The organism is Spirosoma litoris (assembly GCF_054776755.1).
Genome location: NZ_BAAHBI010000002.1, coordinates 13,772 through 38,958, shown reverse-complemented (window position 1 = coordinate 38,958; position 25,187 = coordinate 13,772). Strand labels below are relative to the sequence as shown.

Sequence of the window (25,187 nt, the reverse complement as noted above, 5' to 3'; positions counted from 1 at the left end):
TGGCTCAACACTCTATAATGATAACCGTCCAGAACACCTAGTCGATAATACAAATTTCTATTGGCCAGTTGAGGCGGGTTATTGGGGCTTTAATCGAAGCCTGCCGGATGGCGTAACAGGTAGTGTTGTCCTGATTAAAACTAATTCGTGTGGGGTAATTATTGGTCGCGAAACAATCACATTCCCTGAAAATAGTCCGCAAAACTTCGCGTCGTCGGCATCAGGGGCTACGGCTACGGCTAGTACCACTCTTGATTCTAGTACTCTACCAGCAAAGGCGATTGATGGAAATAAAGTACCTAATGGTTGGTGGAACTCAATTGCCCTAACACCCAGTGCAGGAGTAATAAATGAGCATTTGGATATTGCTCTAAATACAACACGCAGCCTACAGCGTGTAATCCTGTATTTCGTACCTGACGACTATTCAACCAGGACAACCCCACCTGTAAGCACACAAGATGCAACCCTGTATGGTATTGTCGATTTCCGGGTACAAGTGCGGACGGGTTCAGGCGCTTGGTCAACTGTAGCGACGGTTACGGGCAATACCCGCGAACAAAGGGCTATCACATTCCCGGCTGTCTCATGCGATCAGGTTCGCATTCAGTGCGATAAAATCCATTCGAGCGACACCTACGCCCGCATTGTCGAAGTCGAAGCCTTCGCCATATAACCCCCTACAACTATGGCTACTGCCTATATCCAAGCTCGATTTAAAGACTACAACCAGGAAACGGGGGCGATAATCGCTGACGAAATTGTAACGCTAGTTTACGACCCGGATGCTAAGGATTGCGCAACCGCCGAAGCGCCCTTTAAAAATCTGACCGTTACACAAGCCCGCGCTTTGCGGGCGCTTTGCTCGACTGTTGCGCCAAATATCACGGCTGACCAAAAGGTTATTGTTCGCGATTGTGGCGGCTCAACCGACCCAGGCACCGACCCCGGAACAACCAGCGACGACGAACCCGCCATAAATACCGATTTGTCCGGCGAAACGGACGTAACCTATTACGACGCACAATAATGAAAAAGACGCTTTTAGTCCTTAGTTTGTTGTTTTCGTTTTTGGGTGCAGTTGCCCAAAACGCGCCGGTTTCCTACCGGGTTTCGACGCTCAATAACGCGCAAATCGTTATCGCTCAATACGCAGACGGTAGCCGAAAACAGGTTTCGAGTTTACCAACCGACGCGGTAGTAGGCCGAAAAGGGGGTATCGTTCGTTTACCTTACGCGCCCGAAGGAAAAGCCCAATTTAACCCCGAACAATTCGGGACGGGTAAATACTATAGCCCGACGTTCGGGTTTGCGATGGATTTTAACCCCGGCGCAAAAACCCCGGCACAACTTCGAGCAAGGGGACAAAATCGCTTTACGCAGTGGACGGTTTCGAGCGACGAAAAAGCCGCCCTACCGTTTGGCGACGGCGTTTTGTATCTAACTGAAAGCTCGTTTAACTACGAATACGAAGGAGCTTTATACTACGAAAGTACGTTATCAGCTTACGAAGCCAAGCTATGGGCTACCTTTCCGACACTTGGAACGGGGGTTAATACTGGCTTTAAATACTTAGTCTTTAATATCGAAACCTCGAACGGTTGGGGTAGAGGTAACTATACGGGCGCTAGTAGCTTCTGGCCTTCGTGGGAATCGGTTAAAACTCATTCAATAAAGTGCGAATTTGACGGCGTAGACCGGACGCTCGAACAAATTGACAACGCGAACCTTTGGGACGTTGAGACGGCGGTACGTCGGGCCAATCGGCTATTAATTGCATTTAAGGTTGCCAGGGCTAAAGCGGCCTTAGCGGGTGTAACTAATTTAAAAATTAGCTATGGCGCGTCTCCCTATCAGGGTTTACCGCGCAAGGATTTTCAGCCAACCACACACGGTATTTTTCAGCCCGGTAGCGCGAATGTAAATAACATTGGCGGTTCGAATAATACGATTGTTCTGAATGGTCGCACGTATTCGGGTATGACCGGAGATCAGTGGGGACAGGAGGATTTTACGACGGGTTATTACTACTTATTTAACTTCGATATAGCCCGAAGCGACTACAACGATATTTGGGTTAATAAACTCGCTGGTACGCAAAATTACCCCTATCTATGGTCTAAAATAAAGCTTCGCCATATCGTAGCCGACGAGAAAGGTTATTTACAGAAAAACCGGGAATGGCAACAGCTTAAGCAAGGTACAAAGCGCGGCATCTTGCGAATGCAAGAACCCGTTTACGAGGCCGATGCAGCCGGTATTGTAGACGGCACGTTCCCGGCTGAAATTCACCGCTTACCTTTTGCGGAAGTACAACCTAGCGTTACCGGCCAAAGCGAAGCGCCAAAAATCCAACAACCGCCCTACCTTAATTATAGTCGCTACTGTGTAACGCGATTCTTTGCGGGCAATGAGGAAAATTGGGGCTTCTATGTATTTCCTACGGACATTTCGACCGTTCGGGGCAACATATCGGCATTGCCTCAATACAATTATCATCAACACGCATTAACGGCGATCTATCAGGCGCGGGCTGATATGCAGCCGTATGAGCAATTCTATACAGGCTCAACGCTGGTAGAAGACCCCGAAGTACAACTAAACGGCGCGGGCAACTTTTCGGCTTACGACGGTACAGACGCCTACAACTACAGCGACGGGGTACAGGGCCAACAGAAGCCCGCTTATATGCTCCGCTACAAGGCTACGTCTACAGGTTGGCGTGTGCTGATTCTGGGGGGCATGAATCAGGATTGGACGGCTGAACGGACGGACATTATTCGGGTTCCGGGGGGTGGTCTAAACGGTAACTTATTCAAAGTTAAACTACGCGGCCCGGCTGCTCAAATCTACGAGTTTGCAGTAAAGAATACCGATTCCGGACAAACCTACGAAGCCTTGCCACAAGGAAATACAGCGTGGGAACGGGCGGGTTATGCGGGCCGGGTTGGCACTGTAACGACTAGTCCCCCAAGCTCTACGACGACTTCGCCGGGTTCGACAACCCAAATCATTACGATTGCTGCTTATTCGCAAACGATCAACGGCCCTGAAAATCGGTTTATCTACACGGTCGCGTCGGGCACTACGCCAACTAGCACTGACTTATCATTTACGGGCGTTCCGGGTACGGCATCTGATTATAACTACTCACTTATCTATCAGACCAACGAGGGGAGCGGCACAGGTACAGGCGCAATTAAAGTAAATGGCGGATCGGTACAATCCACCTTTACGACGGTTATAGCGTCGGGAGGTACACGAACCGTAACGGGCACACTTAGCCTAACTGAAGGCAACAACACGATTACGTTTACCAATCAATCGGGTTCGTTCCCCTATCAGGTTCGTTCGTTAAGCATTACCCGCGCAGCTTCAACAACCACGATTGTTACGAGCGGCACAACAACGACGGGGGGGAGTTCGTCGGCTATTTCGTATTCGCGGGTTTTTGTTATAGGGAATAGCATTACAACTAATTGGGTTACGTCAGATAATACCAGAGGACTAGATGCTAGTACGCCTGAAAAAGACTATTTCCATATTCTGACCAACTATTTAAAAACACTTAACCCAAATGTAGAAGTTAGGCAGTTTGCTAGTTGGTCTAACATTGGGCCGGATTGTGGCGGACTAAAATTAGATGCGTCGGATGGGCCTTATTGGGAACAACACTATGCAAGTTTACCTGGTAATGCAGCTTATTGTGGCTTCACGGGTTCCGACTCACTCGACCGCTACAATCTGGTTGCCGATTGGAAACCGGATTTAATTGTTAGCCGTATTGGCGAGAATGTTCTTACGGTTAGCAATAATTTTGAGTACCATTATAAGCGATTAATCGACAAACTAAAGAATAAAAACCAGTCTGCAACGGTCGTATTAAGTACGTCGGTATGGCAGGAAATTGGAGGGGTTCAGGTTGATGTTAGCAATATAATTACGTCGGTAGGCGCACAGCGGGGCTACCCTGTTGCTGATTTATCAGGTATCGCCGGTTCTCGTTCAGGGGCTTCGAGTCACCCAAATGACCCGGCTATGCAAGAGATTGCTAACCGAATTTGGGCGGCTATTCCAAAATCTACAACGGTTACGCCCCCGATAACGGCGACCGGCCTAGCCGCACTTGGGCTTAATCCGAATTTCGTAGCGCCCGCCGATCAGGGATGGAACATAACAACGACCCGCGAAAAATACATTGAATCCAGCGCCCTAAAAATCGGCTTTTTACGGGGTGGGGCGGTCATTTCTTACGGTGCCTTGAAGCGGGATAACCGCAACCTGGTTAACTCGAATCAGGTCTATTATAACGACAATCCGGCTGATTTTCGCTACAACACGTTTACCGACGACTTGGGACGACAAATCATGTTTTTCTCGGATTACATGTCTCCCAATCCAAACGACAATAGCGGGCAAGGCTTAATTTTTAAAAACGGCAAAAAAACGTCAACGGGCTACAAAGGGTATGTATTTAATACCGGCGCGAATCCTGTACAGGGTGGTAGTTTGTTTCCCGCACTCGATTTTTCGCCAATTCTGTCTTCCGCCGTCTATACGCATCCACAGCGCGGAACGGAGTTTTATGCCAAAATGCGCCCCCAAATTTGGGGGGTTAACGCTGAACCGGGCTGGATCGTTGGTGAGCAATGGTGTTATTTCCCACTACCCAACGTGTTGGCCTTCTTTACGCGAAGAACCGTCGAAGTTCGCGACCCGACCCGGTTTACGGAGCAGCGCACCTATGGCTCGATTAGTCAGGAAAACCCATGTATTTACCTGATTGCACCGCTCATTCAGAAACTTATCAATGTGCCAGGCGAATCGCGCAAGAATATCTATAACGGCATAGGGACGACACAAAACTACTTTACAAACGACTGTCGAATCGGGGCGTATGAGGGCGAAGGCGGTACGGGCGTTACGTATTACTCGCCAATGCAATCGCAAGTTGGCTCGATGCAAATTGTAGGTACGACGGGCAATTGGGGGGATAATGCAAGCTCGTATATACAGGGAGCGCCCCGGCGTAACTATGACAATCCAGGCATTTACGAGGATTATGGCTATTTGATTTTCGGAACTGAAGCCGAAGCCAATGCTGCTATTGCCCAACTGCCAGGAATCGACCAAAGTTTTGATTTCGATTTCACCAAAGAAAACATGCTGTGGTACAATGAGGGATCACCTTTGATTAAGGAGTCGGCGGGATGGACGATGTATTTAAACCCACAGACCGATAACGGAGTAACCAGTTATTCCGCCAAACTATCTTCTCCGGCACGGGCCTGGCAGGCGTCGGGCGTCACGACGATCAACTTCGACATAGCGGTTACCAATGCGACGAGCCTAAAACTAGTGTGGCAAAAACCGGGCCTCAATTACGACAATCAGTTTTCGAAAACCTTCACGGTCCCCAATCCTGACGGGCAGTTTCATACAATTTCAGTAAGTACCTCCGACCCGAATTTTAACGGAATTATTAGCTCAATTGGGTTTGGTTCGACTAGTACCACGCAACCAAACGCCAAAGTGGTTATCCGTCGAATCTGGAAAAATTAACGTCAATAAAACCAAATTTTCCCTATGAAACAGTTCATAAGTTCGCTTTTGCTAGTCTTAGGCTTTTCGCTGATTACCCAGGCGCAAACCCCGCAACGAGTCTACCGAACCGGCGACTATATCGCCATTCGCGATACAGCTACAACCGCCGTACCGAAGCTTTACCCGGCGTCGCAAGTCGCCGTCTATCCATCGGGCGGGGTCATTATTGTTGAGTCGCCAATCTTTCGACTCAACCAAAGCTACCTACCAGCCAATTTTCTAAACGCGTCTAATGTCGCTTATGGCGGCTCATTGTCGGTAGCTATTGCCGGTTGGCAAAGTAGTCTAGCTGGCAATATTGGAACAGTCGCGCCAACGGTAGCTAATTACACAAGCACATCGGTCACTGTACCAGTGGCCAACGCGGTAAAATTGATTCTTGAAAATACGGGTACAACCTCTGTAACCTACACCTACGGGGGCGCTGGTAACGTGTCAACGCTGGCTGTTGGCGCAAGTCCAGTCGTATTCGAAGCCGAACGCGACCCAACGACGGGGCTTTTATCGCCTATTCTGTCATTAGCCATAATGCCCGGCAGCTACAACGCGCGGATAAGGACTTACTATAAACAGTTGTAAACCATGAATACGAAACACCTTTTAAGTCTGCTACTGTGCCTGTTTGCAGTAACCAGTTTTGCCCAGCTTCGCCCCCCTACAACCCCGCCCGTTTTGACCTATCGGGCCGGTAATGCCAACGAGTTAGATATGCGTATCTCGTCAGCAGGTGTACCCATAACCCCGTCTAGTTCTGTTACGATTGTTTCAGAAATCAGACAATCGGACGAAGGGCGTATAGTTGGTACCGTTACAATGTTAGTTGGTGACTCAGTTAGTAGTACAATTCGTGGCATGTTACCCAATTTGCCGACCGGACTATATTCGCTTGGTTTATATATACGCCGAAGCGGTGAACCTGATTTTAGGGTAGGCGTTGCTCGAATTAACCTTGTGCCAACTGGATCACTTGTACCTGTCGTTGATGCAACTGGGTTAAATGTTTTAATTTCGCAGGTTACACAGGTAATAGATGTTCGATTAGATGCAACGCCCTCGTCTGCCATTGCGGCTTATTATGCCCAGCAGGCTAGGACGGACGTGGGTACGATCAATCAGACCCAGGCCGCTGCTCAGGCTAATGCGAATGCTGCTGGCCAGAGCGCAACCGATGCTCTGGCATACAAAAACGCGGCTGCAACTTCAGCGGGCCTATCCTCTGCTAGTGCGACCTATGCGGCTACTCAGGCCACTGCTGCTCAAGGGTATGCTTCCAGTGCTGGTACCTCAGCGACCAACGCCAGCACCTCAGAAACCAATGCATTGGCTAGTAAAAATGCAGCAATCACGTCTGCCTCTCAGGCATCAGCCTCCGCATCAGCGGCTGCTTCGTCGGCCACCAATGCGGCAACGTCAGAGGCTAACGCGCTGGCAAGTAAAAATGCGGCTGCTACTTCAGCTAGTAGTGCTTCAGCCAGTGCCGTCTCGGCTAATACATCTGCTACCAATGCAGCCAATTCAGCAACTAATTCCGCCACCTCAGCAGCAGCTGCTGCTGGATCTGCCACGAGTGCGGCCAATAGTGCGCTGGCAGCCGTTCAGGCATTCAAAGGGCCCTGGACGGCGAATACAGCCTATGCTACTGGGGATATTGTTACCAATGGAGGTAGTTCGTATAGACGAAAAGCGGCTGGCACGTCGGGCAGTAGCTTTGACTCGTCGATGTGGGATATGACTGCCCAAGGCGGCAGTGTCGTCGATGGCGCAGTCACTACAGCCAAGCTGGCCAGCGATGTGCTGCACAAGAATTTTCCCTTTCAAATCAATGCATCACCTCCGGCCACGCTAAAGGCCGCGATCAAGGATATTCAGATTGTAGGACTAGCCCTAAATCCGAGTACCCTTCTAACTTTAGCAGTCTTCCGAAAAAATATCACCGGCACCGGGCGCTATACGATTCAGGTGTACGATTATACGGCGGGAAACTTTCTCACTCAGGCGTATAATTTCGACAAGAACAGTTACACGCCAAGCGCCAATATTGAGCGACTAGCAGTCACCGGGAGCGGCTCCTTTTCGGCGACGACCCTCTACGTAACCGTGGATTGGTCACAGGCTGCGGATAATACAGACCTTAACAGCATGAATTACAACACGGCGGGGCTGTCCAATCTGGTGTTTCGCCCGGCTCCGTTAGCTCCTCCGTCTGATTTGTCAGTTACATCTGCTAAGTTTTCGACTTCGGTACAGACTACCCTCAATCGCCGGTTACAGGGCAAAAACCTCCTAAAAAATTACCGGCTGGAAGGAACAGGCACCTACCCAGACAATTTCTATCTGGAGAGAACCGCAGGTTCGGCTTATGTGGGTATCGTAACAGGCACCAGCCCTACCAGTTTGGTTAGTGCAAAATTCACGGTAGCCGCTACATCTGGAGCATCGGGCTACGCGATCTGGTACCAGCAAGGCATTAATACGACCAGCTTAGGTATTGCTGGAAAAAGCGCTAGACTTTGGTTCTGGATAAAGACGGATATAGCTCTTTCTAACATCTACATTCGCCCCCGAAATGGCACAACGAGCGGCACACCTGACTATAATAATCTTACCAGTCAAAATACACCTGGGCAATGGTCGCTAGTCAAGAGCAATATTTTTGCCCTGGATGCTGGAACAGATGTGGGGTATGGAGCCTATCTGAACATGAATGCCGCATCGTTTGGCACAACGGCAAACGTTGAGATTTCAGGGATGATGGTGCGATTAGAGGACGATGGCGATGTGTCTGGCTTCGAGTACAACAGCGATTATGAAGCAGTCAGAACAGCCGGGTTCGTCACGTCCGATCAGGTCAATGCGCTATTACTTAACCCACGTGGAATCTCGCTTTCGCTGCCTGAGAAAATCTACGCTGTGAAAGGCGATATGCTCGAAGTTTTTAAACGCTCGATTCTGAAAATCGCTAATCCGGCCAACGTAGGCCTGGCGGTTGCGAATAGTTCGTACCCTGCTGCAAAAGGGAATTTCTACGAACGCGTTTATCGCTACACACCTGGCGTTTCCGACACGTCTTTTCCACTTTCTTTTGAAGTGAAAGATGAGAACAGCGCGGTTCTGGCAACAGGTAGCACTCAGATTGTGGTGACGGCTAAAAAAAGCTCACCTAGTACGAATAAAAATATTTTACTTATAGGCGACTCGTTCACTCAGCAAGCATACTATCCAAATGAACTTGCCAGAAGGCTGACAGGAACGGGCGGAACTCCTACAGGTGATGGATTGACTAACCTTACATTCGTTGGAACTCAAGGGGTTGCAACGAAACACGAGGGCTGGTCAGGAAAAACCTACAGTTTTTTCGAGAGCAACCAATCCCCCTTTTGGAATCCATCAACGTCGCAGGTTGATTTTAACTACTACTGTACACAGAACTCCTACTCGCAAATTGACTACGCAGTGATTATTCTGGGTACAAATGCGAAGGAAGATAACTCAATAATAGGTGCGCTTTGGGATAAACTGTTAGCGCATAACCCTAACATAAAGGTGCTTATAGGGGGCTGTATTTTCTCTAATCCACAAAACGGTTGGGGATCAATTCCACTGGATCAGGTTGACAACCCGACTGGCAGAAACTTCCTGGCAAGCGTCAAGACTGTGCTGGATTATAATCGTCGTCTCGAAGCACTGACCAAAACAGCCCCCTACAGTAGTAACTTTTTCTTTGCCGACATTCTGCCTGGCTACGATATCGATAGCAATATGCAGTACACTACTGTAGCTGCCAATGCACGAAATAGTACGGCTACTGTACAACAGGGGACAGATAACGTTCACCCCGCCCCATCAGGCTACTGGGAGATTGCCGACACGATGTGGCGGGCGTTTCATGCTGTCATTCTGCCGTAAGAATATCTATTTTCTAATTACTACAATGCCTACTACCAACGTGTCGCGACTCCTTAGTTTTTCCGTCTTTCTAGGTCTTAGCTTGCTCGATTGGCTAATAGCCTATTTCAATCCCCAAGCCAATGCGGGCAACTGGTTAGCAGCCGCGTTTGGTGCATTTGTTATTCGCTTTATCTACCCCAAAATCCCACTAGGCGCTTCGTTTTGGGGCTGGCTGGTTAGCTTAATTATCGCGTGTTTGTTTGCCCCAGATGTAGTAGCCGGGGGCGGTTTGTTTGGTTTGATTCATCGTCCCGAAGGCAACTTTGCAGCCGTCGCGCTGATTGGCGACGTAATTATACAGGTAGCCGCGTGGCTGGTTCGGTTATCGCAAAAAGTAGGCGACGCGACACTAGCAGACCCCGGCGCGGCCTTCGACAGTAGCTTAGATAGAGTTGAGAAAGCGACAAACGTTTGGGTTCGCATTAAAGCCCCGTTTTTGGATTTACTAACCACTATTTTTCAAAAGAAACCATGAAATTACTAGCCTATGCCCCACTTGGGCCATTCGACAAAATCGACCATCCGATTATTTTGATCGTACAGACCGTTATTGCCTTTTACTGCTTTCGTCTGTTTTTCGCCCTTCGTCGTACCGCTCAGCCATTGCCGCAAATCGTCGGCGTTATGGCCTTTGCTGTACTGGCAAACCTGTTGGCCCGCGCTACACATAGAGAGTGGTTTTGGATTTCCGATATAACCCAATTCGTTGCGTTGGGCGCTATGGTACTGGCTTCGTTTTACGTTGTACAGCATCAAACCGTACAGGCAACTAAACAGCCTAACGCGCCGGTTGTTGTCGCTGACTTCTTCGACCGTATCGAAACAAAGGCTACTTGGGCGTTCGGTTTGCTGTTGGCTGCTATTGTTACGTATGCGTACATAGATACGTACACGCAGCGTCAAAAGGATAATCTACAAGCCCTAGCAGCCGCCGAAAAAGCCAAAGCCCAGGCAACCGCCGAAAATAGCCAACAGCTTTGTGAAGTCAAAGTCCAACAGCAAACCGTTATAGCGGCCGTTACGTCGATTAGTGCCGCTACAGGTACGATTATCGCGAATCAGACTAAGAATATGGCTATACTGACGAACGGCCAACAGGACGTAAAGAAAGAGTTTAAAAAGCAATCTAAGCGGGTCGAAAAAACAATACAAGCAACCGTTATAGATGCGCGACCATTGGAACCAAAGCAGGCCAAGCCAATCGAAAAGACCGACGAAGAAAAGGAGAAAGAAAAACAAAATCTTTGGAATAAGGCAAAGCGGTTCTTTCACCTATCGGCCAAGCTCGATACGCTTGGAGTGACCGACAGCGACACACTCGTTTTTCAATAATACGACTATGGGCTTTCTATTAGCGAATTGGCGGTATTTCGTGGGTATACTCCTAACTATCGGGTTTGGGGTAATCTGTTATACGTGCCAGAATCGGGGCGATACGGTCGATACACTTAAAACGACGGTTACGAGTCTTAAAGTAGCCATTAACGCCAAAGACGACACGTTAGCGGTCGAACGGGCGCGGGTTTCCAGGCTCAAAACCGACACGGCCAGATTAAATACAACCGTCGATAAGTACGGGCTGGTTATTCTCCAGCAACAGGCCCAACTAGAAGCCGGGGAAAAAGCCGCCTTACTGGCCGATCAGGCAATACAGGCCGGGAAGGCCAACGTTAACCGGATTGTTGATTCCTGGAATAAGTTTCAGAAAAAGCAAGCCGCTGACGCTGGTTTAGCTTCTGAGAATTTAAGCTATTACGGGCCTGGTTTGAGTGTTGAGGATACAGCCACAACTACCCGAATAGCGAAGCTTACAGGCTACGGTCAGGTATACCACGATTCAACCCAAGCCCTAAAACGACTGACCGGCCAACAACGCGAACGCATCGAACAGCTAACGACCAAAAACAGCAATTTGGCGGCTCAAAATTCGGAATTAGAGCAAATACTTAATAACGTTCGGTCAGACGTTCAAGGTGACTTTGTAGAGTCGCAACAGGAAAAACACCCGTTTGGCTTCGGGCAGAAAGCCAGTAAGGAACGACTACGAAAAAAGGTAATCGCTCGATTACCCGTTAAAACTAGTTACTAATATGGCAGATTTCAGAAAGGGTTTTGCTATAACGAAAGGACACGAAGGCGGCATTGCTGACGACGTAGACGACGCGGGCGGGTTTACTTATACCGGCATTACGTCGCGGGATTGGCCGAATTGGGAAGGTTGGCCGATTGTTCGGGCGGCTGTAGCGCAATACAAGAATATCGACGTTGCCAACCGGGTGTTAGCCGCTAACGGTAGCCTACAAACGTTAGTCGAAAAATTCTATAAAACCAACTATTGGGACGTTAATAAGCTCGATCAGGTTTCTAATCAGTATTTGGCTAACGAGCTATTCGATACAGGGGTCAACATGGGTATAGGAACAGCCGCTTTGTTCCTGCAACAGTCGCTTAACGTACTGAACAATAACCAGAAGCTATACCCCGATATTGCTGAAGACGGCAAAGTCGGGCCGCAAACGCTAACGTTAACTAATCGACACCCGTACCCGAAAGATTTGTTTTTGGCGCTTAACATCTTCCAGGGGGCGCGGTATTTCGCTAATGCCAAGAAAAACCCGAAACAGGAAAAGTTTATGCGGGCTTGGTTAAGCCGGGTAAGCCTGTACGTGGAATTGATACTATAGTTGTAAAATCAAAAAGGTCCGGCTTCGATGTGAAGCCGGGCCTTTTTTGTACTATAACTATTATTCGAGAATAAACGCCCAAATTGCGGCAATTCCAGCGTAATAAGCCGGTTGTTCCTTATTTAATAGCACTAAAGCGAATGCCACTAGAATTAGAAGCAGTGTAACAGGTCGTCTTGTTAGATTTTTCATGTTTATAGTTTAAAAAGGTAATTCGTCGCTTTCTTCAATTTTCCGGGTAAATGAATAGTGTTTACCAAATAGCCAAACTTCGGCCCGAATCGTTGCCCAATAAGGCAAATCCCGGTAGTAGCAAACCTTAAATAAGTTATAATAACTTACCGTTAGGGTTCGCAATGTTTGCGGGTTAATTATGTCGCGTTCTGTACTCCAAAACGATAGCATAAACTCAGTAGGGCTAAACCGGATTTCGAGCAATCGAAAAACGGTTAACATAGATTCAAGTTTCAGCAATACTAGGCGTTTCATCTTCGATAATTGGCGGTTTATAGTTGTCGGTAATTAACTCCTGATTGCACGATTCAATTTGAGTTATTATAGGCGCTCGTTTCTCTTTGTTTTCCTTCGTATCAGGAATTAGATTTAAGTCGCGCTGTAAGGCTAATTTGCGGCTCCAGACTTCGGAGCGTTGGGCTTGTGTCATAATATTATTTAAGCAATTCGCTTAATTAGTGGAATTACAAACATTCGATTCATATACCCCTCCGCCCATTCAGGTTTAGCGTTATCAATTCGCGTTTGTCCTAAATCCCAAATCATAGTTTTTGCTTTTTTCTGATAACCCCTTCTAAACCGAACGGATGCAAAAGGAATAAATTTACAATCGAAATACGCTATTACTTCGGCTTCATTATCGTACCGGGCTGGATTCATTAAATCACTGCAAAATTCTTCCCAATGGCCGCCTTCCATTACTTCGGAAGGAGTTATTAAGCGCCGAATCCAATAGGGCTTAATATCTCGATATTCTTCCAGCTTATTGCCTGATTCGATCATATCGAACCATTTGTGTTTTAAGACTAATTCAAGCTGCTTCATTTGCGTTTACTATTCGTTAAAGCCCGCATAGCCATACTAGCAAAACGAGCGTGTTTAGGTAGGTTGATTTTGTAGCCAAATACAGGCTTTCCGTTGTCTTCGGCTTCGGGTAAATCCGTTTCGTCTGGAGCGCCAATTTTGCGAAATAATAAGCCACCCGCTTCGACGTGTTCGCGCATCATTTCGTTAAGCCGTTCCGGGTGTTTTGGCTTATACCATTCGTGGGTGGGTTCTAGCCAGGGGCTAACCCGATAAAAGGCTGATTTACCCATAAGTCCGCAATCGCATTGCATATTAAGCGGGGTTGTACCTTCGTCAACGTCACGCGTAATACGTACATGACCTTTTGGACACGTATACGTATTTATTCGCTCCGTTTTTATATTTAATTCGTGGGTTCGCATTTCTAACTTACCCTTAGATTCGTTTATAAAGTCTTGGCTTTCGTCTCCGTGTTTTTTAGGAAATAAACGCTGGTATTCCTTTAATTCTTCTTCAGTGCAACCCATAATTATAGAATTTAAAGTTTGTTCAGTTGGAGCGAACTCTTTTAAAGTCGCGCCCCAACGTTCGTAATTAGTGTCAATCATTGCTTTTTAAAGGCTACTTTATTGTAATCTGCAATTTGTCAGCAACTACAGATTTTACGCTTTCAGATATAATAGTTCGTATTGAACTGTTGTAACGATTTTCTAGCTCATTTTTTAAAACCTCGCCAACTTTTGCATTTATTAAACCTCTATCTAGGCTTATTTTAAATTGCTTTCGGGCTTCGTCTGCAACAGCTTCTTTTGCGATTTCTCGAATTTGCTCTTTCGTAAGACCTAGTTCATTTACGAAAAAATTACGAATTGCTTTATACTCTTTTGATCTTGCCATTTTTTTCATAGACTATAAAGTGAAAATTTACAACGTTGAGGATTGAAATACGCGAACAGGTTCTACGACTTCGATTACTTTTAACAAGGCTAATTTCTGCCCAGATTCACAGCTAAAATCCCGTAACTGGTTGCTTGCATCTTCGGGATACTCGAAGGTAAATTTATTGCTAATATCTACCGTCAATACGCCGTTTTCGACAACGCCAATTAAATAGGTTTCCACTGTTCTTGTCGTCGCTTCTACGGCTAAATGCGTAGTCGGAATATCTTTAGGCGGCTCTACTTTTTCGGCAACCTTTTCGACTTCCGGCTTTGGCTTATTGGGGAATAAAACCCGCTTTTCGTCTAATACTTTTTTGCCGTCAATTTCCAGTAGCTTGCTGGTAGCTCGGTAGTGAAATGTCTTTTTTTTGTAGCGTCGTTCTACGGCCCCTAAACTTGCAACAACCGCTAAAAACGAATGTGATATTTTAAAGGTATTCGCTAACTCAGCCGAACTAATTACTTTGAAATAATTAATACTTAATTCGATGCGTAGGTATTCTAATGCTTCATTGTATCGCTCAATCGCATTGCCGCGCACGATTTTGGTTTTAGGTTGTCCCGCGCTTGGATTAGGCGTAAATAGGGGCGTTGTTGCTAGGTTCATAAAAGCGTATTTAAAGAGTTGAGGGTTAATTAATTTATAGGCTCCATTACAAAAACTGCTATTCCTGTTTCTGGGTCTTCATAACAGCCGTCAGCATCCCAAGTAGCAGAAAGGCCAGTTAATGAATTAAAGTAACGTCGCGCTTCTTCGTTGGCTTTATCGAAATCCCTATAGTTTTCGCCGTGGTCGAACCATTCGGCATCGTGCCCCTTTCGTACTGATATTTCGAAGTCCATAGCTTTTATTATTGCAGTTCTTTATAAATGGTTTTTCGGTCTATTCCGTCCATCATTTTAGCCATTTTATAGGCCCTTGCTTTTTCTTCAGGCGTTAAAGGTTTGTCGTCCTCTTCATTGCTACTTTTTGGTTCAGGTAAAGCATATAAATGATTTTTTTGTACGTAGGCTTCGTAAAATAATCGCTGTTGCTCCTGATAGTCGCGCCAGTAGATTTCTACCTTAGCTTCGATTTCTATTTTTTCGGAAAGCGTACCAATTATTTCGTACCAGCTCTTTTTTTTATCAGTCTGAATCCATGTATCAATTTTGTTAGTTCGAGCCTGACCTATAACACTTGCGATAACTTGTATATAAAATACATTCCGTTCGCTGTTATTATCCAGCATTCGGTCAATTGTAAATTTTATAGTTTCGTTAGTTCGCTCAAATTCCGCCAGCGTTAAACCATATTTAGTCAAATGCTTTAGTAGCATTTGTTCAGCGTTTTCTTTCTCGCCACCAACCCCGCGCCGGGCTAATGCTAAAAGTTTTTCGGCTAATATTTTTGCTTTTTCGGTCATAGCTTTATCTAATATTCGTACAACATTACCGGCATAACAGACGAAAAATGTTCTTGATTAATTTCGCCGTCTGTTGCATAAATCACTGTAAGCCTATTTGGGGAAATTATTTCAAAGCGCACATGCGAACCCTCGATATGCTTTAAGACTTCCTGTAAATAGTTGCCGTTATAACCAATTATTATTTCCCCTTCCGATTTAACAGAAAGCGACTCAGAACTAGACTCGTTTTGGTCGGATTGTTCGGCGGTAACAATTAATTTATTGGCCGCAATTGTAAACTTAATTTGATGCGTTGTAGGGTTTGCAAAAACCAACGCCCGACCAATTAAATTAATTAACGCAGTACGGCTAACCGTTGCCGTATTTGTTGCGCCTTCTGGAATCGCGTTTTGGTAGTCGGGAAACCGTTCGTCTATTAGTCTGGAGTAGACAACATAATTAGCAAACGCAAAACGAATATTTGCGAGACTATGACTAACCTCTACGTTGCAGTTATTTTTATTGTAGGCTTTTAAAAATAAGCTACAGGCTGACGAATGAATAATAAACGGGGTGTTAACAATTAACTCAGGAACCCGAATCCGAATAAGCCTATGACCGTCCGTCGATACTACGCAGTTATCATGAAAATAAACGCCAGTCATAGCCGGACGTAAATCGTCATTACTGGTAAAGGGAATTGTTTTTAGTAACGCATTTCGCAAAACGTCGCCGTGAATCGTAAAATTACGACCTTCGCTAATGGTGGGTAGTTTCGGAAAATCTAGCGGGTTTTCCGAAAAATACTTGTAGTTGCCTGATTCGCTTTGTAACACTACTTTACTATCGCCGTCAAACGAAATCGTAATTGGTTGCTCAGGTAAACGCGATAGTATTTTGTACAATCGACGTGCATTAACGCAAAAGCGAACCGGCGCGGTTGTTGGTTTTTCGCCAATTAGTTCGACCGGAAAATTACAGAGAATCGTTTTTTGTAAATCCGATGCGATAAGCGTCAATACGCTTTCCTTGTTTACATCAAACAAGATATTTTCCAAAATCGGAACAATTGGATTTGTCGCGATAATGGGTAAAATAGATTTTACGTGTCGTAGCAAAATGCTACTGCTTACAATAAATTCAGCTGTAAGAACTGGAGCCTTTTTTAGTTGCTCTTTTACTTCTTGTATTTGCTCGTCAATCGTTGCAGTACTCATTTTCGTTTCGTTTTAGATTTGGATTTGGATTTTTCAACCGGGGCCGGTTGTTGGCTTGGGTCACGAATGCCTAATATTTCGCGGACGGCTTCTAGTCGCATGGCTCGTTCCCGATCAGTTAGGCCCGGATATGGCCCGGAATCCGTTAGGGTGCAATAGATTATTTGTAGTTGCCCGATGCTATAAAAGCTTCGCAAAAAATTGATTAAATTAGGGTCAACCATTGCAGGAAGTTTTTAAAATAGTTCGGGCGCAATACGTCCCGAACTATCGGGTAATTCAACAAAAAGAAGATTTTAAACGGCTACAGCTTCGGGTTCGTCGGTCGTTTCCGTAGGGGATTCTTCGCCAGTCGGAAGCTGTTTTATTTCGCCGGTTGGGAGTTCGGGTTTTACAATCGCTTCAAAATATTCTTCACTTTCGGGCGCATGGCCGTTGCCCAAGTCTTCGCCGTCAACACTAACAACTGAATCGGAGCGTATCGCTAGTTCGGTACTGGCATTTTGCTCGTCTTCTTTCGCTTCGGCGGCTTTCCGGTTTACTCTGGCTTCCCGTTCCTCTTTTTCTTCGTCGGACTCGAATACGCCGTATTGTTTTAAGTCAGCTTCGACCTTACCTAAGTCGGCTAAATGTTCCTGACGAGCCATAAAGTCGTCTACCAAATCTTCGCGTAGCTTATCGAAAATGCCTAGAATCTTGGTTCGTTCGGTCTTGATGATTTTCCATTTCAAGCCGCTATTTTTCATTCGGGCTGTTACACGCTCAATTGCATTTTTGGCGCTATTTGCGTTCAGTAAATGCGTTTCTTTGGGCTTTTTGTCGCCGTCTTCGGTTTCGACTACTACTAAATAGAACTCACTATCTACGCCGTCTACAGACGCTTTAATGTACACGTCTGACAGCTTTATTTTGCCGATACTATCAATGTCGGGCTTTTGGATTCGGTCTTGAATAAGGCCGGTTATTGTATACTGTACGTCGCCAAAATCGACACACATTAAAACGTATTCTTCGGATACTACTTTTCGTTGGCCTTCTACTTTGGCCCAATAGTTCACTTTTGTACGATACCAAGCTAGCATAGTTGTAAACAGGTTTAAAGTTGAATTATATGATTGCGGTATTGCCATGCGTCGCGGATTGCGTCGCGGGTTTCAGGATTCGATTTGCCCGTATAGCCGGTTTCGCGGGCTATCGTTTCTTTGTCCCATTTGTGGGTTTGGGGGCGGGCTTCGATGTAATTGTGAAACTGACCTTGCAAGTAGTTGACCATGCTCAGGCCGACGCCGGAATTTAAGCCAACGTCGCGGGCAACCTTTTCACGAACTGACGCTGTGTATTTGGCCTGAGTCGCAGGACTTGCCCGTTTAATATTCTCAGGCAGATAAACTTTATGAAAGTTGGTTGCTTCGTTTTTCCAGCCCGCATCAATAACAAAGAGCACCTTACCCGGCTTAAATTCGTTAACCAGGTTAATAAACTCCCAGAATTGAACCGTTTGAATCTGGGTAAACGCATTCTTAACGTTCGACCAGACCGCCCAACCTGAACCTTTCAAGTCTGGGTCAATTCCTACAACGTTGTCAAAGCGTAGCGATTGAATCGGTAGCTGATTGCGATTAATAGGCATTACGTAGGCCATTATTGTTTTCGGCTGGTTAATTCGTTATCGATCAATTCTATTATGTCGGTAAGTTTGGCTTCGGTAGCCTGAGCGCGTAGGGCTTGCATTTCATCCTCACTAGCGAAGGGTAGCTTTTCGCTCAGTTCACACAAGTAATGGTTGTGGTCTGGAATCGGGGCCGAAGGGGTTGGCATAAGCCGGACGACCTTAAAGGCGGTTAGCGTACCGGGTAAATGCTGTTCGATTTGAGTAATAACCGCCTTTTCGTTAGTAGCTTCGGCGGCTTTCATATCCTTATGCTGATTCTCTCGGTATTCGGCTTTGTATTCCAGGTATTGACTCCAGAAGTCACCAAATACTTCACTGTCGAAGCGGTTGTAAATCTTGCCGTACTTGCTTTGTTTGGCGAGTTTCAGGCACATGATTAAGTCCTTAATCGAATCGGTAGGATTGTTTTCAATCCAGAAGCCCGCCGTTTCATAGACTTGAATCGCGTTCATGGGTTGACCTAGATTCAGGCTTTCGCAAAACAACTTAAGCACAGCGCAAACGATCTTGTGTAAGGTTGCAGCCCCTATTTTTTTGCCGACTTCCCGCGAAATCGTTGCTGTTACGGCTTGCTCAATGGTTAGGCTTTTTTGAATTGCCAATAGCGCCATAAGCGAAGGCCGGGGCAACGATTCCGCAATCTCAAGCGCCGTAATCGGCTTCAAAGAGTTTATCAAGCTCTGCTCCGAATTGGGCGATGTCTTCGCTACTGCCGTCGTTTCGGTTGGAGTGATTTTGATAGTTTCCATTTTGTTTAAGGGGATAGAAGCCATCCCACGTTTTAGCGATTGATTGGTTGATAATGGCAATAGCTCGTTGTTCGTCGTTACCAGATAGCCGCATTAGCTCACTGGCTGCACCCTGTAGTCCGATGGGCTTGTAGTCTGGTTTCCCTTTTTCCTTTCGGTATCTGCGCCACAAATCCCAAGCTTGAGATAACGCGGGTAGCTCGTCGCCAAATGGACTTGGGGGGGCTTCGCGCAACTTGGGGGGCTTTTTTTTCTTTTTTCGATTGAGTTGATCTTGAATTGCTTTCCAAACCCCTGAATTGTCGCGATCAGCGACAAAGAGTGTTTTATTTAAAAAGTTTGGTGTTTGAAGGTTTGGTAGTTTGGATTCTATATATATATAGGAGAACCTCAATTTTTGAGTATCTTTTTGAGGTTCTTTTTGAGGAACTTTTTGAGTATCTTTTTGAGATTCTTGTTCTTTAAGTTCCTCAGAATTTGAGGTTCTTTCAGGTAGTTCCTCAATTTTTGAGGATGTTTTTGAGGTTCTTTTTGAGGAACTATACGTGTTAATTAGGCGATATTCAGCGCCACCGCGATAGCCTTTTCCTCTCTTTTTTACCTCAATCATCTTGCGCTCAACCAGGGCCGTTCTATACTTATCAAGTGTGTTAGGCGATATGCCCGTTTCGTGGCAAATGGTACCGTCTTCAAAGGCTAGCATTTCCGGCCAAACGTCGTTTTCACCTTCGCCATTAAATAGGTCTACCAGCCTTAAATAGAGCATAGCTTCGTTGCCAGTAAACTTTCGTTTGCTGTGCATCCCCCAAAATGTCCGCACTAGCTTTAGGTAATTCATAAAAAAATCAATAAGCGGTAAGGGGTATTCATCCATAGCGGGCCGGTAGCTATGGGTATGCCATCCTAAAAAATGACATTGTAAAACAGATAGGCAACGACGGCAGTAATAGCCGCTACGCAACCAATAGCCGTGTAGATTACACCCGCTTCGGGGTTTAGGTCTTGTGAGGGTTTGTGCATTAGAGTAGAGGTTTATTTGCTTCGTAAAAGGCTTTTGAAAATCCGGGGGGGGTAAGACTTCTTAATTCTTGCCGCTTCTCGAATCCACACTTAATATTTAGATACAGGTCCATGCTATGATGCCCTTTTTTAGTGCTTGCCCGGACGGGGCGAACTGGAGCGCGAACCAAAAACGGGTTAAAATGACCCCATAGGATTGTTTTCTTTGTGTAGGGGTCGCCAAAATCACAAGGGTTAAACAGTAGTAGCCGTTTGCCCTTTAAGCGCGGTACGCATTCCTCAATTCGGCCAACTGGATTTTCGAGCGCCCAAAATTTGGGGTCGAAATACTCGATAATGTCTAGTATCCTGTTGGTTAACTGATTCATTAGTTCAGTTCGACCATCCGCGTCTTTAGCCGCCCAATACAGAGCGCCAGAAACGGTATAATGCGTGCAAGGTGGAGCGGCAAAAATGCCATAGAAGTAGCCGCGTGGATACGCTTGGTAGTCCCATGTCATTATGTCGATTCCGTGTTTCAAATCAATTTGTACGACCTCGTAACCGGCATCTTTGAACGGTTTAGGCCAACTTCCGGAATAGTCGCAAAGTGATAGAAACCGATACATTGCTTAAAAAGGAGTGCCCCGCGAAGGGTCGTTATAGTAGGGGTCGAAACGGTCTTGGTTGTAGTGGTCAAGACGACTAGCCGCGCCCGCTACAACCGCGTGATACGCATGAAAATCCAGTAGATCGAAGCAGGAAGCGCCAACGGTTCGGAGTAGCGCCCATTCCAGCCGAAAGCGAAAGAATGCCCAATAGACAGGCGTATGATGCTTTTCTTTAAAATTGTCCTGATACCAGTGTCCGGCCCGTAAACGGGCGGCTTCGAGTAATTTAAATCCGGTTAGCTTTTTAGCTTTCACCTTTTCGTCAAAAGCCATTAACCAGATTTCTAACTCAAATTGGTTTAGCTCAAGCGATTCAATCCAGGCGTCGGGCAAGTGATACCACATCAAAGCCACAAATTCGTGTGCTTGCCGTTTAGCGCGTCGTTGTAGAACTTGGTTATTCATGGCCGACAACCGATAAAAAGGCCCGCCATAACCGTACACAGTGCCAACGCAATCAGAACCAAGCCGCCGAAATCGCCAGCCAACCCAAGCCACCAAATGCGGAACCATAGGCTAAGGCGTTGAAACCAGTTTGACGGCTTAATCAGATACGTGTAGTATACTCCGATTTTTACGAGTATAATGTCAATCAGGGCAATCCAAAGTATTACTTCAACTACTTTCATGTCGGATAGGAGTTATAGGCCCGGCGCGAACCGGGCCGGGTTAGTTAGGATTCGATGTAGGCTTGGATTTCTCCGATCAGTAGAAACACGACGGTTGAGAGGGACATAGATTCACTTACTTCGATGCTAACCGGGTAATACTCCGTTTTGGGGCTTATGCCGTCTTCGTCGTAGGTGTGCCCGGCAATGACTTCAACCTTGTATTCGAGTGCCCGATAGCCCCGTTTGCGGTTATCGTCGATAAACTCGATACCAAAGCAGCCACCCGGTAACGCCTTTTCAATCAAGCTATCTAGTGGCTCGTAGTCGAATGTTTCGTCTAGGTGTGCGATTGTCAGGGTTTCGGGGGCGGTAGCGACTAACATTTTTTTTAAAATTTCTTTTGTTGAATTGTTGAACCAAAGTACGGTATAGTACGGTAAATTTGCAAATAAATACACAAAAAAATAGTAAACTATTTTTCTAATAAACCGTATTCATCCGTTCTTAGTATCCGTACCAGTGTCGATTTTGTATTCATCGTTCAACAAATTGGGGGCTTTAGTCAGCAAAACGGGCGCTTAATAGTCGCTTGTCGACTTTTTTTGCATCAATTTTTTGCGCTGTTAAGTAGGTGCGAATACTAAACGCACAATAATAGGGATACTTACCCTCGTACCGATGGGTTATTTCATTGTCTAGCGTCAGTTTACGTAATTTATTGTGTTGACAACCTAGCGCAACCATCGCCTGTTTCCTGCTTAACCAACGTTCGGCTAGTAGTAACGATTTTAAAAATTCGTTTTCGTCTTCGACTGCTTCGATACGTTTAACGACTTGCTTAAATTCCTCTAAACTAGGTACTTCCATTAGGCTACGGCTAAGTTTCTGGCTTTATCAACTGCTTTAGTATCCTTTGCTTCTTTGGCCGCTATGGCCAAATCAATCACGCGTTCTAACTCCTCTTCTTTCTTGGGGTTAATCGCTTTCCCGGCTAGGTATTGATAGATTGTCGTTTGGGAAATATTACCCAACGTAGCCAGGTAAGGGGCCGTAAAGCGCCTGATTTTGGCCTTTCTGTTCTCAAATGCAACCGGGTCTAATTGGGTTGCTGATAATTCATTCGCAAGTCGTGCCATTTTTTAATAATTTATCTATCATATTTACCGTACAACTGGCAACATGGCCGTTTGTACAAAGAACGTACAAATATGCAAAATGGTACGCTTTATTTGGAAAAAAATCCAATAAAAAATTTACTCAACCAGAAACACACATGTTAGCCGCTATCCAAAATCATACACTTTCACGTAAGTACCCTTTACGTATGACATCAAGAAGCGACCAAAACGCGATACGCGCCCGGATACGGCGGTTAATTGCCGAAAAAGCAAACGGGAAACAACAGGATTTAGCGCCAGACATTAGGGCGTCGTTAATGTCCCGCCTTATGGCCGGTCATGAACCGATAACCAGGCGCTACCTGATTCGGATAGAAAGGGCAACCGGGGCGCGTTTGGCATGGCTGGAAGATGGGATAGAGCCAGTGTATTACGAAGGGGGTAAAGCGCCGGAACGCGAAGAAACAGAGCATTATGAGGGCGCTCAGTTGCGGGCTTACCTAGATCGTCGGGGGGTTGAGTATTCGGATTTCGCTAAAATGATTGGCAAATCAAAGAATACGGTACAGAGTTACTTTAAAAGTGAAACACTCAACAAAAGTAATAAAGCGAGTATTTTAGCTGCCTTAAATGCTAAGTACGAAGATGTTTTCGGGAAACTTGGTTTTACGCCAATACACCCAAAGAGTATTACTATACAACCTGTTAACGTAATTGAAAACAATGATAATACCCTTTTGGATATTTTGGAAGTACCCGCCTTTGCCCGATCAGGGTTAGGGTATGCCCGTTTCTTTACCGAACCTATGACTGAAAGACAATTTACTAAAGTACCTCACCAAATGCTACAGGAGGGGGTTAGTCCCGACGACCATCTAATCGTTAGTGTTCAAGATGATTCAATGCAACCAATTTTAATGCCGGGCTATCGAATGTTAGCCTATAAAGTTCAAACCAATCGCCTGCCCGCCTTAAACAGTATTATACTTGTTGATTACCGGCAGGAGTTACTAATTAAAGAGCTGTCCGATATTGACGACGTAAGCAATACGATTGTTTTGCGTAGTCGAAACGGCGGTTCAACGCGTCGAATTTCACTCACCGAAGTAAAGGCGGTCTATCACATTTACCGCTACTTTGATGCACAATTGACGGTATAATGGGGCGCGTAACGTTGAATGTTGTACTAAAAGCTGAAGCGAACGAAAGTAAAGAACACGTTATACGAATCCGTATAACGAAAGATCGCGCTTCTCGGTATTGGCCCCTAAATATGACTGTGCCGAAGTCGGCATTTAATCAAGCCGGAACGCTAAAGCTTCGTAACTGGATTAAAACCAGCCATACCGAACACGCTATTTATAACGAGCGTATCCGGGAACAGTACCGCAAGGTTGAGGGCGTAATAGAGCAATTCGAGAAAGAAGGACAACCGCCGTTTTCAGCCGAAGAAATCGTAAATTTCCTGAAAGCGGGCGGCAAGCCCGATACGTTGCTGGATTATTTTGCGCGGCACATGAAAACCCGTAAACAGTTAGCGGGTAGTAATCTGCAAAAGCTTAGGACGCTAAATCAGTACAAACAGACCTACAATCGTCTAACTGATTTTTTGACTGAAACCAAGCGACAAAAATTCCCTGTTCGGCTGTTAAGTAAGGCGTTTGTTCTTGAATTTCGCACGTGGCTACTCGAAAAATACGCACATAATACAGCAAGTCTAAAGCTCGCCTGTTTGCGGAAAATTAGCCGTGAAGCAATGAAGGATAAATTTATTAAGTACGAAGATTATCCTTTTGACGGCGTTTCGATTGTCTTTAAAAATAAGACCGTTTCCCGGCTTCGTGAGGGCGAAATAGGGCAATTAGCTGAAAGTCCACGAACGGGCCGTAGCGGGGCGTATAAGTACGTTACCGACCGCAAACATGCGCGTCCGTGTGCTATGCTTATGTACTACCTGCAAGGTATGCGAATCGGGGATTTTCTTTTGCTTCGCCGGGAAAATTACAGCGTCGAAAATAACCAACCCCGAATAATGTATAGTATGGGTAAGAGCGATAAAGTGCGTAACGTCCTGCTTCCGCCCGAAGCCGTCGAACTCTTAGCGCCCTACTTGGTACACAATGACGGCACACCCAAAAAGCCGAAAGAGTTTTTGTTTCCCTACATTATTTCGACGCTCGACAAGCTTACGCCCGACGATCAGTTAAAGTATATTAATCGGGCAACCGTTCGGCTGTCCATGCAGCTTAAGACATTAGGCGAAGACATACAGCTAGGTAAGAAATTGACCCCGCACATTATGCGACATAGCTTCGCGGATTTGCTCAGGCGTAGTGGGGTTGACTTAGTGACCGCACAAATGACGATGGGTCATTCGGATACCCGAACGACGCGCCGTTTCTACATGGAAGAACAAGACCAGGAAGCAATAGACGCGGTTGTTAGTCTGTACGGAAATAGGAAAACAATAGGAAAACAAATAGATGAATCTACGACTACTAATAGTGTGAATAAAGAAAATAAATAGCCTAGAAAGACTAGCTG

29 protein-coding genes are annotated in these 25,187 nt (G+C 45.9%); 11 read left to right on the top strand and 18 right to left on the bottom strand.

Annotated features, from left to right (window positions below):
- The 9 genes from ACYVGR_RS00955 to ACYVGR_RS00915 all read left to right on the top strand — a co-directional run.
- A partial coding sequence (locus ACYVGR_RS00955) for a discoidin domain-containing protein (RefSeq protein WP_460953167.1) occupies positions 1-676 on the top strand: 676 nt, incomplete at its 5' end.
- A 12-nt stretch (positions 677-688) separates the two neighbouring features.
- Positions 689-1,030, top strand: coding sequence for a hypothetical protein (locus ACYVGR_RS00950; protein ID WP_460953166.1), 342 nt, complete (start codon positions 689-691; stop codon positions 1,028-1,030).
- The gene (locus ACYVGR_RS00945; RefSeq protein ID WP_460953164.1) at positions 1,030-5,562 is read left to right on the top strand and encodes a hypothetical protein; all 4,533 of its coding nucleotides are present in this window, start codon (positions 1,030-1,032) and stop codon (positions 5,560-5,562) included. The genes ACYVGR_RS00950 and ACYVGR_RS00945 overlap by 1 nt, the downstream gene beginning before the upstream one ends.
- A gap of 24 nt (positions 5,563-5,586) precedes the next feature.
- Positions 5,587-6,183, top strand: a complete 597-nt coding sequence (locus tag ACYVGR_RS00940) for a hypothetical protein (protein WP_460953162.1) — start codon at positions 5,587-5,589, stop codon at positions 6,181-6,183.
- 3 nt (positions 6,184-6,186) lie between these two features.
- Positions 6,187-9,510, top strand: coding sequence for a hypothetical protein (locus ACYVGR_RS00935; RefSeq protein ID WP_460953161.1), 3,324 nt, complete (start codon positions 6,187-6,189; stop codon positions 9,508-9,510).
- Between the two features lie 25 nt (positions 9,511-9,535).
- Entirely contained in the window at positions 9,536-10,027 is a 492-nt protein-coding gene (locus ACYVGR_RS00930) for a hypothetical protein (protein WP_460953159.1), read from the top strand.
- Positions 10,024-10,884 (top strand): hypothetical protein, encoded by an 861-nt coding sequence (locus ACYVGR_RS00925; protein ID WP_460953158.1) that lies wholly within the window; start codon positions 10,024-10,026, stop codon positions 10,882-10,884. The genes ACYVGR_RS00930 and ACYVGR_RS00925 overlap by 4 nt, the downstream gene beginning before the upstream one ends.
- A gap of 7 nt (positions 10,885-10,891) precedes the next feature.
- Positions 10,892-11,641 carry a hypothetical protein gene (locus ACYVGR_RS00920; RefSeq protein WP_460953156.1) on the top strand — a complete coding sequence of 250 codons (750 nt, stop codon included), beginning with the start codon at positions 10,892-10,894 and terminating at the stop codon, positions 11,639-11,641.
- A gap of 1 nt (position 11,642) precedes the next feature.
- Positions 11,643-12,236, top strand: coding sequence for a glycoside hydrolase family 108 protein (locus ACYVGR_RS00915; protein WP_460953155.1), 594 nt, complete (start codon positions 11,643-11,645; stop codon positions 12,234-12,236).
- A gap of 201 nt (positions 12,237-12,437) precedes the next feature.
- Here ACYVGR_RS00915 and ACYVGR_RS00910 read toward each other — a convergent pair whose 3' ends face one another.
- From ACYVGR_RS00910 to ACYVGR_RS00825, 18 genes are all read right to left on the bottom strand, one after another.
- Positions 12,438-12,725: a hypothetical protein gene (locus tag ACYVGR_RS00910; RefSeq protein ID WP_460953153.1), complete on the bottom strand. Its 288-nt coding sequence runs from the start codon at positions 12,723-12,725 to the stop codon at positions 12,438-12,440.
- Positions 12,697-12,900 carry a hypothetical protein gene (locus tag ACYVGR_RS00905; protein WP_460953152.1) on the bottom strand — a complete coding sequence of 68 codons (204 nt, stop codon included), beginning with the start codon at positions 12,898-12,900 and terminating at the stop codon, positions 12,697-12,699. The genes ACYVGR_RS00910 and ACYVGR_RS00905 overlap by 29 nt, the downstream gene beginning before the upstream one ends.
- 8 nt (positions 12,901-12,908) lie before the next feature.
- Positions 12,909-13,295, bottom strand: a complete 387-nt coding sequence (locus tag ACYVGR_RS00900; protein WP_460953150.1) for a hypothetical protein — start codon at positions 13,293-13,295, stop codon at positions 12,909-12,911.
- A complete protein-coding gene (locus ACYVGR_RS00895; protein ID WP_460953148.1) occupies positions 13,292-13,699 on the bottom strand; it encodes a hypothetical protein in 408 nt (135 codons plus the stop codon). The genes ACYVGR_RS00900 and ACYVGR_RS00895 overlap by 4 nt, the downstream gene beginning before the upstream one ends.
- A 199-nt stretch (positions 13,700-13,898) precedes the next feature.
- Complete coding sequence (locus tag ACYVGR_RS00890; RefSeq protein ID WP_460953147.1) at positions 13,899-14,183, bottom strand: hypothetical protein; 285 nt, start codon at positions 14,181-14,183, stop codon at positions 13,899-13,901.
- A gap of 18 nt (positions 14,184-14,201) precedes the next feature.
- Positions 14,202-14,825, bottom strand: a complete 624-nt coding sequence (locus ACYVGR_RS00885; RefSeq protein ID WP_460953145.1) for a hypothetical protein — start codon at positions 14,823-14,825, stop codon at positions 14,202-14,204.
- A 29-nt stretch (positions 14,826-14,854) separates the two neighbouring features.
- Positions 14,855-15,061, bottom strand: coding sequence for a hypothetical protein (locus ACYVGR_RS00880; protein WP_460953143.1), 207 nt, complete (start codon positions 15,059-15,061; stop codon positions 14,855-14,857).
- Positions 15,062-15,069: 8 nt separating this feature from the next.
- Positions 15,070-15,624: a hypothetical protein gene (locus tag ACYVGR_RS00875; RefSeq protein WP_460953142.1), complete on the bottom strand. Its 555-nt coding sequence runs from the start codon at positions 15,622-15,624 to the stop codon at positions 15,070-15,072.
- An 8-nt stretch (positions 15,625-15,632) separates the two neighbouring features.
- Positions 15,633-16,823, bottom strand: a complete 1,191-nt coding sequence (gene dnaN / locus ACYVGR_RS00870; protein WP_460953140.1) for a DNA polymerase III subunit beta — start codon at positions 16,821-16,823, stop codon at positions 15,633-15,635.
- Between the two features lie 296 nt (positions 16,824-17,119).
- Positions 17,120-17,905, bottom strand: a complete 786-nt coding sequence (locus ACYVGR_RS00865) for a DUF4494 family protein (RefSeq protein ID WP_460953139.1) — start codon at positions 17,903-17,905, stop codon at positions 17,120-17,122.
- Positions 17,906-17,919: 14 nt separating this feature from the next.
- Positions 17,920-18,465 (bottom strand): hypothetical protein, encoded by a 546-nt coding sequence (locus ACYVGR_RS00860; protein ID WP_460953137.1) that lies wholly within the window; start codon positions 18,463-18,465, stop codon positions 17,920-17,922.
- Positions 18,465-19,160 carry a hypothetical protein gene (locus ACYVGR_RS00855; protein WP_460953135.1) on the bottom strand — a complete coding sequence of 232 codons (696 nt, stop codon included), beginning with the start codon at positions 19,158-19,160 and terminating at the stop codon, positions 18,465-18,467. Before ACYVGR_RS00855 ends, ACYVGR_RS00860 begins: the two co-directional genes overlap by 1 nt.
- Positions 19,138-20,118, bottom strand: a complete 981-nt coding sequence (locus ACYVGR_RS00850) for a hypothetical protein (RefSeq protein ID WP_460953133.1) — start codon at positions 20,116-20,118, stop codon at positions 19,138-19,140. Before ACYVGR_RS00850 ends, ACYVGR_RS00855 begins: the two co-directional genes overlap by 23 nt.
- A 145-nt stretch (positions 20,119-20,263) precedes the next feature.
- The gene (locus ACYVGR_RS00845) at positions 20,264-20,872 is read right to left on the bottom strand and encodes a hypothetical protein (RefSeq protein ID WP_460953132.1); all 609 of its coding nucleotides are present in this window, start codon (positions 20,870-20,872) and stop codon (positions 20,264-20,266) included.
- 3 nt (positions 20,873-20,875) lie between these two features.
- On the bottom strand, positions 20,876-21,427 hold the full coding sequence (locus tag ACYVGR_RS00840) for a hypothetical protein (protein WP_460953130.1): 552 nt from the start codon (positions 21,425-21,427) through the stop codon (positions 20,876-20,878).
- A 160-nt stretch (positions 21,428-21,587) separates the two neighbouring features.
- On the bottom strand, positions 21,588-21,908 hold the full coding sequence (locus ACYVGR_RS00835; RefSeq protein WP_460953128.1) for a hypothetical protein: 321 nt from the start codon (positions 21,906-21,908) through the stop codon (positions 21,588-21,590).
- Positions 21,909-22,083: 175 nt separating this feature from the next.
- Positions 22,084-22,392, bottom strand: a complete 309-nt coding sequence (locus tag ACYVGR_RS00830; protein ID WP_460953126.1) for a hypothetical protein — start codon at positions 22,390-22,392, stop codon at positions 22,084-22,086.
- Entirely contained in the window at positions 22,392-22,661 is a 270-nt protein-coding gene (locus ACYVGR_RS00825) for a hypothetical protein (RefSeq protein ID WP_460953124.1), read from the bottom strand. The genes ACYVGR_RS00830 and ACYVGR_RS00825 overlap by 1 nt, the downstream gene beginning before the upstream one ends.
- Before the next feature lie 188 nt (positions 22,662-22,849).
- Between ACYVGR_RS00825 and ACYVGR_RS00820 the strand changes: the two genes are divergently transcribed.
- Together ACYVGR_RS00820 and ACYVGR_RS00815 are read left to right on the top strand one after the other, a co-directional pair.
- Positions 22,850-23,803: a S24 family peptidase gene (locus ACYVGR_RS00820; protein WP_460953122.1), complete on the top strand. Its 954-nt coding sequence runs from the start codon at positions 22,850-22,852 to the stop codon at positions 23,801-23,803.
- A gap of 113 nt (positions 23,804-23,916) precedes the next feature.
- The gene (locus ACYVGR_RS00815; protein ID WP_460953120.1) at positions 23,917-25,170 is read left to right on the top strand and encodes a tyrosine-type recombinase/integrase; all 1,254 of its coding nucleotides are present in this window, start codon (positions 23,917-23,919) and stop codon (positions 25,168-25,170) included.
- The last annotated feature ends 17 nt before the right edge of the window (positions 25,171-25,187 follow it).

Coding starts and splice junctions, on each gene's coding strand:
- ACYVGR_RS00910 (WP_460953153.1), bottom strand. CDS start 12,725: ATGAAACGCCTAGTATTGCTGAAACTTGAATCTATGTTAACCGTTTTT.
- ACYVGR_RS00925 (WP_460953158.1), top strand. CDS start 10,024: ATGAAATTACTAGCCTATGCCCCACTTGGGCCATTCGACAAAATCGAC.
- ACYVGR_RS00865 (WP_460953139.1), bottom strand. CDS start 17,905: ATGCTAGCTTGGTATCGTACAAAAGTGAACTATTGGGCCAAAGTAGAA.
- ACYVGR_RS00945 (WP_460953164.1), top strand. CDS start 1,030: ATGAAAAAGACGCTTTTAGTCCTTAGTTTGTTGTTTTCGTTTTTGGGT.
- ACYVGR_RS00890 (WP_460953147.1), bottom strand. CDS start 14,183: ATGAAAAAAATGGCAAGATCAAAAGAGTATAAAGCAATTCGTAATTTT.
- ACYVGR_RS00930 (WP_460953159.1), top strand. CDS start 9,536: ATGCCTACTACCAACGTGTCGCGACTCCTTAGTTTTTCCGTCTTTCTA.
- ACYVGR_RS00845 (WP_460953132.1), bottom strand. CDS start 20,872: ATGTATCGGTTTCTATCACTTTGCGACTATTCCGGAAGTTGGCCTAAA.
- ACYVGR_RS00940 (WP_460953162.1), top strand. CDS start 5,587: ATGAAACAGTTCATAAGTTCGCTTTTGCTAGTCTTAGGCTTTTCGCTG.
- ACYVGR_RS00830 (WP_460953126.1), bottom strand. CDS start 22,392: ATGGAAGTACCTAGTTTAGAGGAATTTAAGCAAGTCGTTAAACGTATC.
- ACYVGR_RS00900 (WP_460953150.1), bottom strand. CDS start 13,295: ATGAAGCAGCTTGAATTAGTCTTAAAACACAAATGGTTCGATATGATC.
- ACYVGR_RS00860 (WP_460953137.1), bottom strand. CDS start 18,465: ATGGCCTACGTAATGCCTATTAATCGCAATCAGCTACCGATTCAATCG.
- ACYVGR_RS00950 (WP_460953166.1), top strand. CDS start 689: ATGGCTACTGCCTATATCCAAGCTCGATTTAAAGACTACAACCAGGAA.
- ACYVGR_RS00875 (WP_460953142.1), bottom strand. CDS start 15,624: ATGACCGAAAAAGCAAAAATATTAGCCGAAAAACTTTTAGCATTAGCC.
- ACYVGR_RS00820 (WP_460953122.1), top strand. CDS start 22,850: ATGACATCAAGAAGCGACCAAAACGCGATACGCGCCCGGATACGGCGG.
- ACYVGR_RS00935 (WP_460953161.1), top strand. CDS start 6,187: ATGAATACGAAACACCTTTTAAGTCTGCTACTGTGCCTGTTTGCAGTA.
- ACYVGR_RS00825 (WP_460953124.1), bottom strand. CDS start 22,661: ATGGCACGACTTGCGAATGAATTATCAGCAACCCAATTAGACCCGGTT.
- ACYVGR_RS00880 (WP_460953143.1), bottom strand. CDS start 15,061: ATGGACTTCGAAATATCAGTACGAAAGGGGCACGATGCCGAATGGTTC.
- ACYVGR_RS00885 (WP_460953145.1), bottom strand. CDS start 14,825: ATGAACCTAGCAACAACGCCCCTATTTACGCCTAATCCAAGCGCGGGA.
- ACYVGR_RS00920 (WP_460953156.1), top strand. CDS start 10,892: ATGGGCTTTCTATTAGCGAATTGGCGGTATTTCGTGGGTATACTCCTA.
- ACYVGR_RS00835 (WP_460953128.1), bottom strand. CDS start 21,908: ATGTTAGTCGCTACCGCCCCCGAAACCCTGACAATCGCACACCTAGAC.
- dnaN (WP_460953140.1), bottom strand. CDS start 16,823: ATGAGTACTGCAACGATTGACGAGCAAATACAAGAAGTAAAAGAGCAA.
- ACYVGR_RS00915 (WP_460953155.1), top strand. CDS start 11,643: ATGGCAGATTTCAGAAAGGGTTTTGCTATAACGAAAGGACACGAAGGC.
- ACYVGR_RS00815 (WP_460953120.1), top strand. CDS start 23,917: ATGACTGTGCCGAAGTCGGCATTTAATCAAGCCGGAACGCTAAAGCTT.
- ACYVGR_RS00905 (WP_460953152.1), bottom strand. CDS start 12,900: ATGACACAAGCCCAACGCTCCGAAGTCTGGAGCCGCAAATTAGCCTTA.
- ACYVGR_RS00895 (WP_460953148.1), bottom strand. CDS start 13,699: ATGCGAACCCACGAATTAAATATAAAAACGGAGCGAATAAATACGTAT.
- ACYVGR_RS00850 (WP_460953133.1), bottom strand. CDS start 20,118: ATGGATGAATACCCCTTACCGCTTATTGATTTTTTTATGAATTACCTA.
- ACYVGR_RS00840 (WP_460953130.1), bottom strand. CDS start 21,427: ATGGTTCCGCATTTGGTGGCTTGGGTTGGCTGGCGATTTCGGCGGCTT.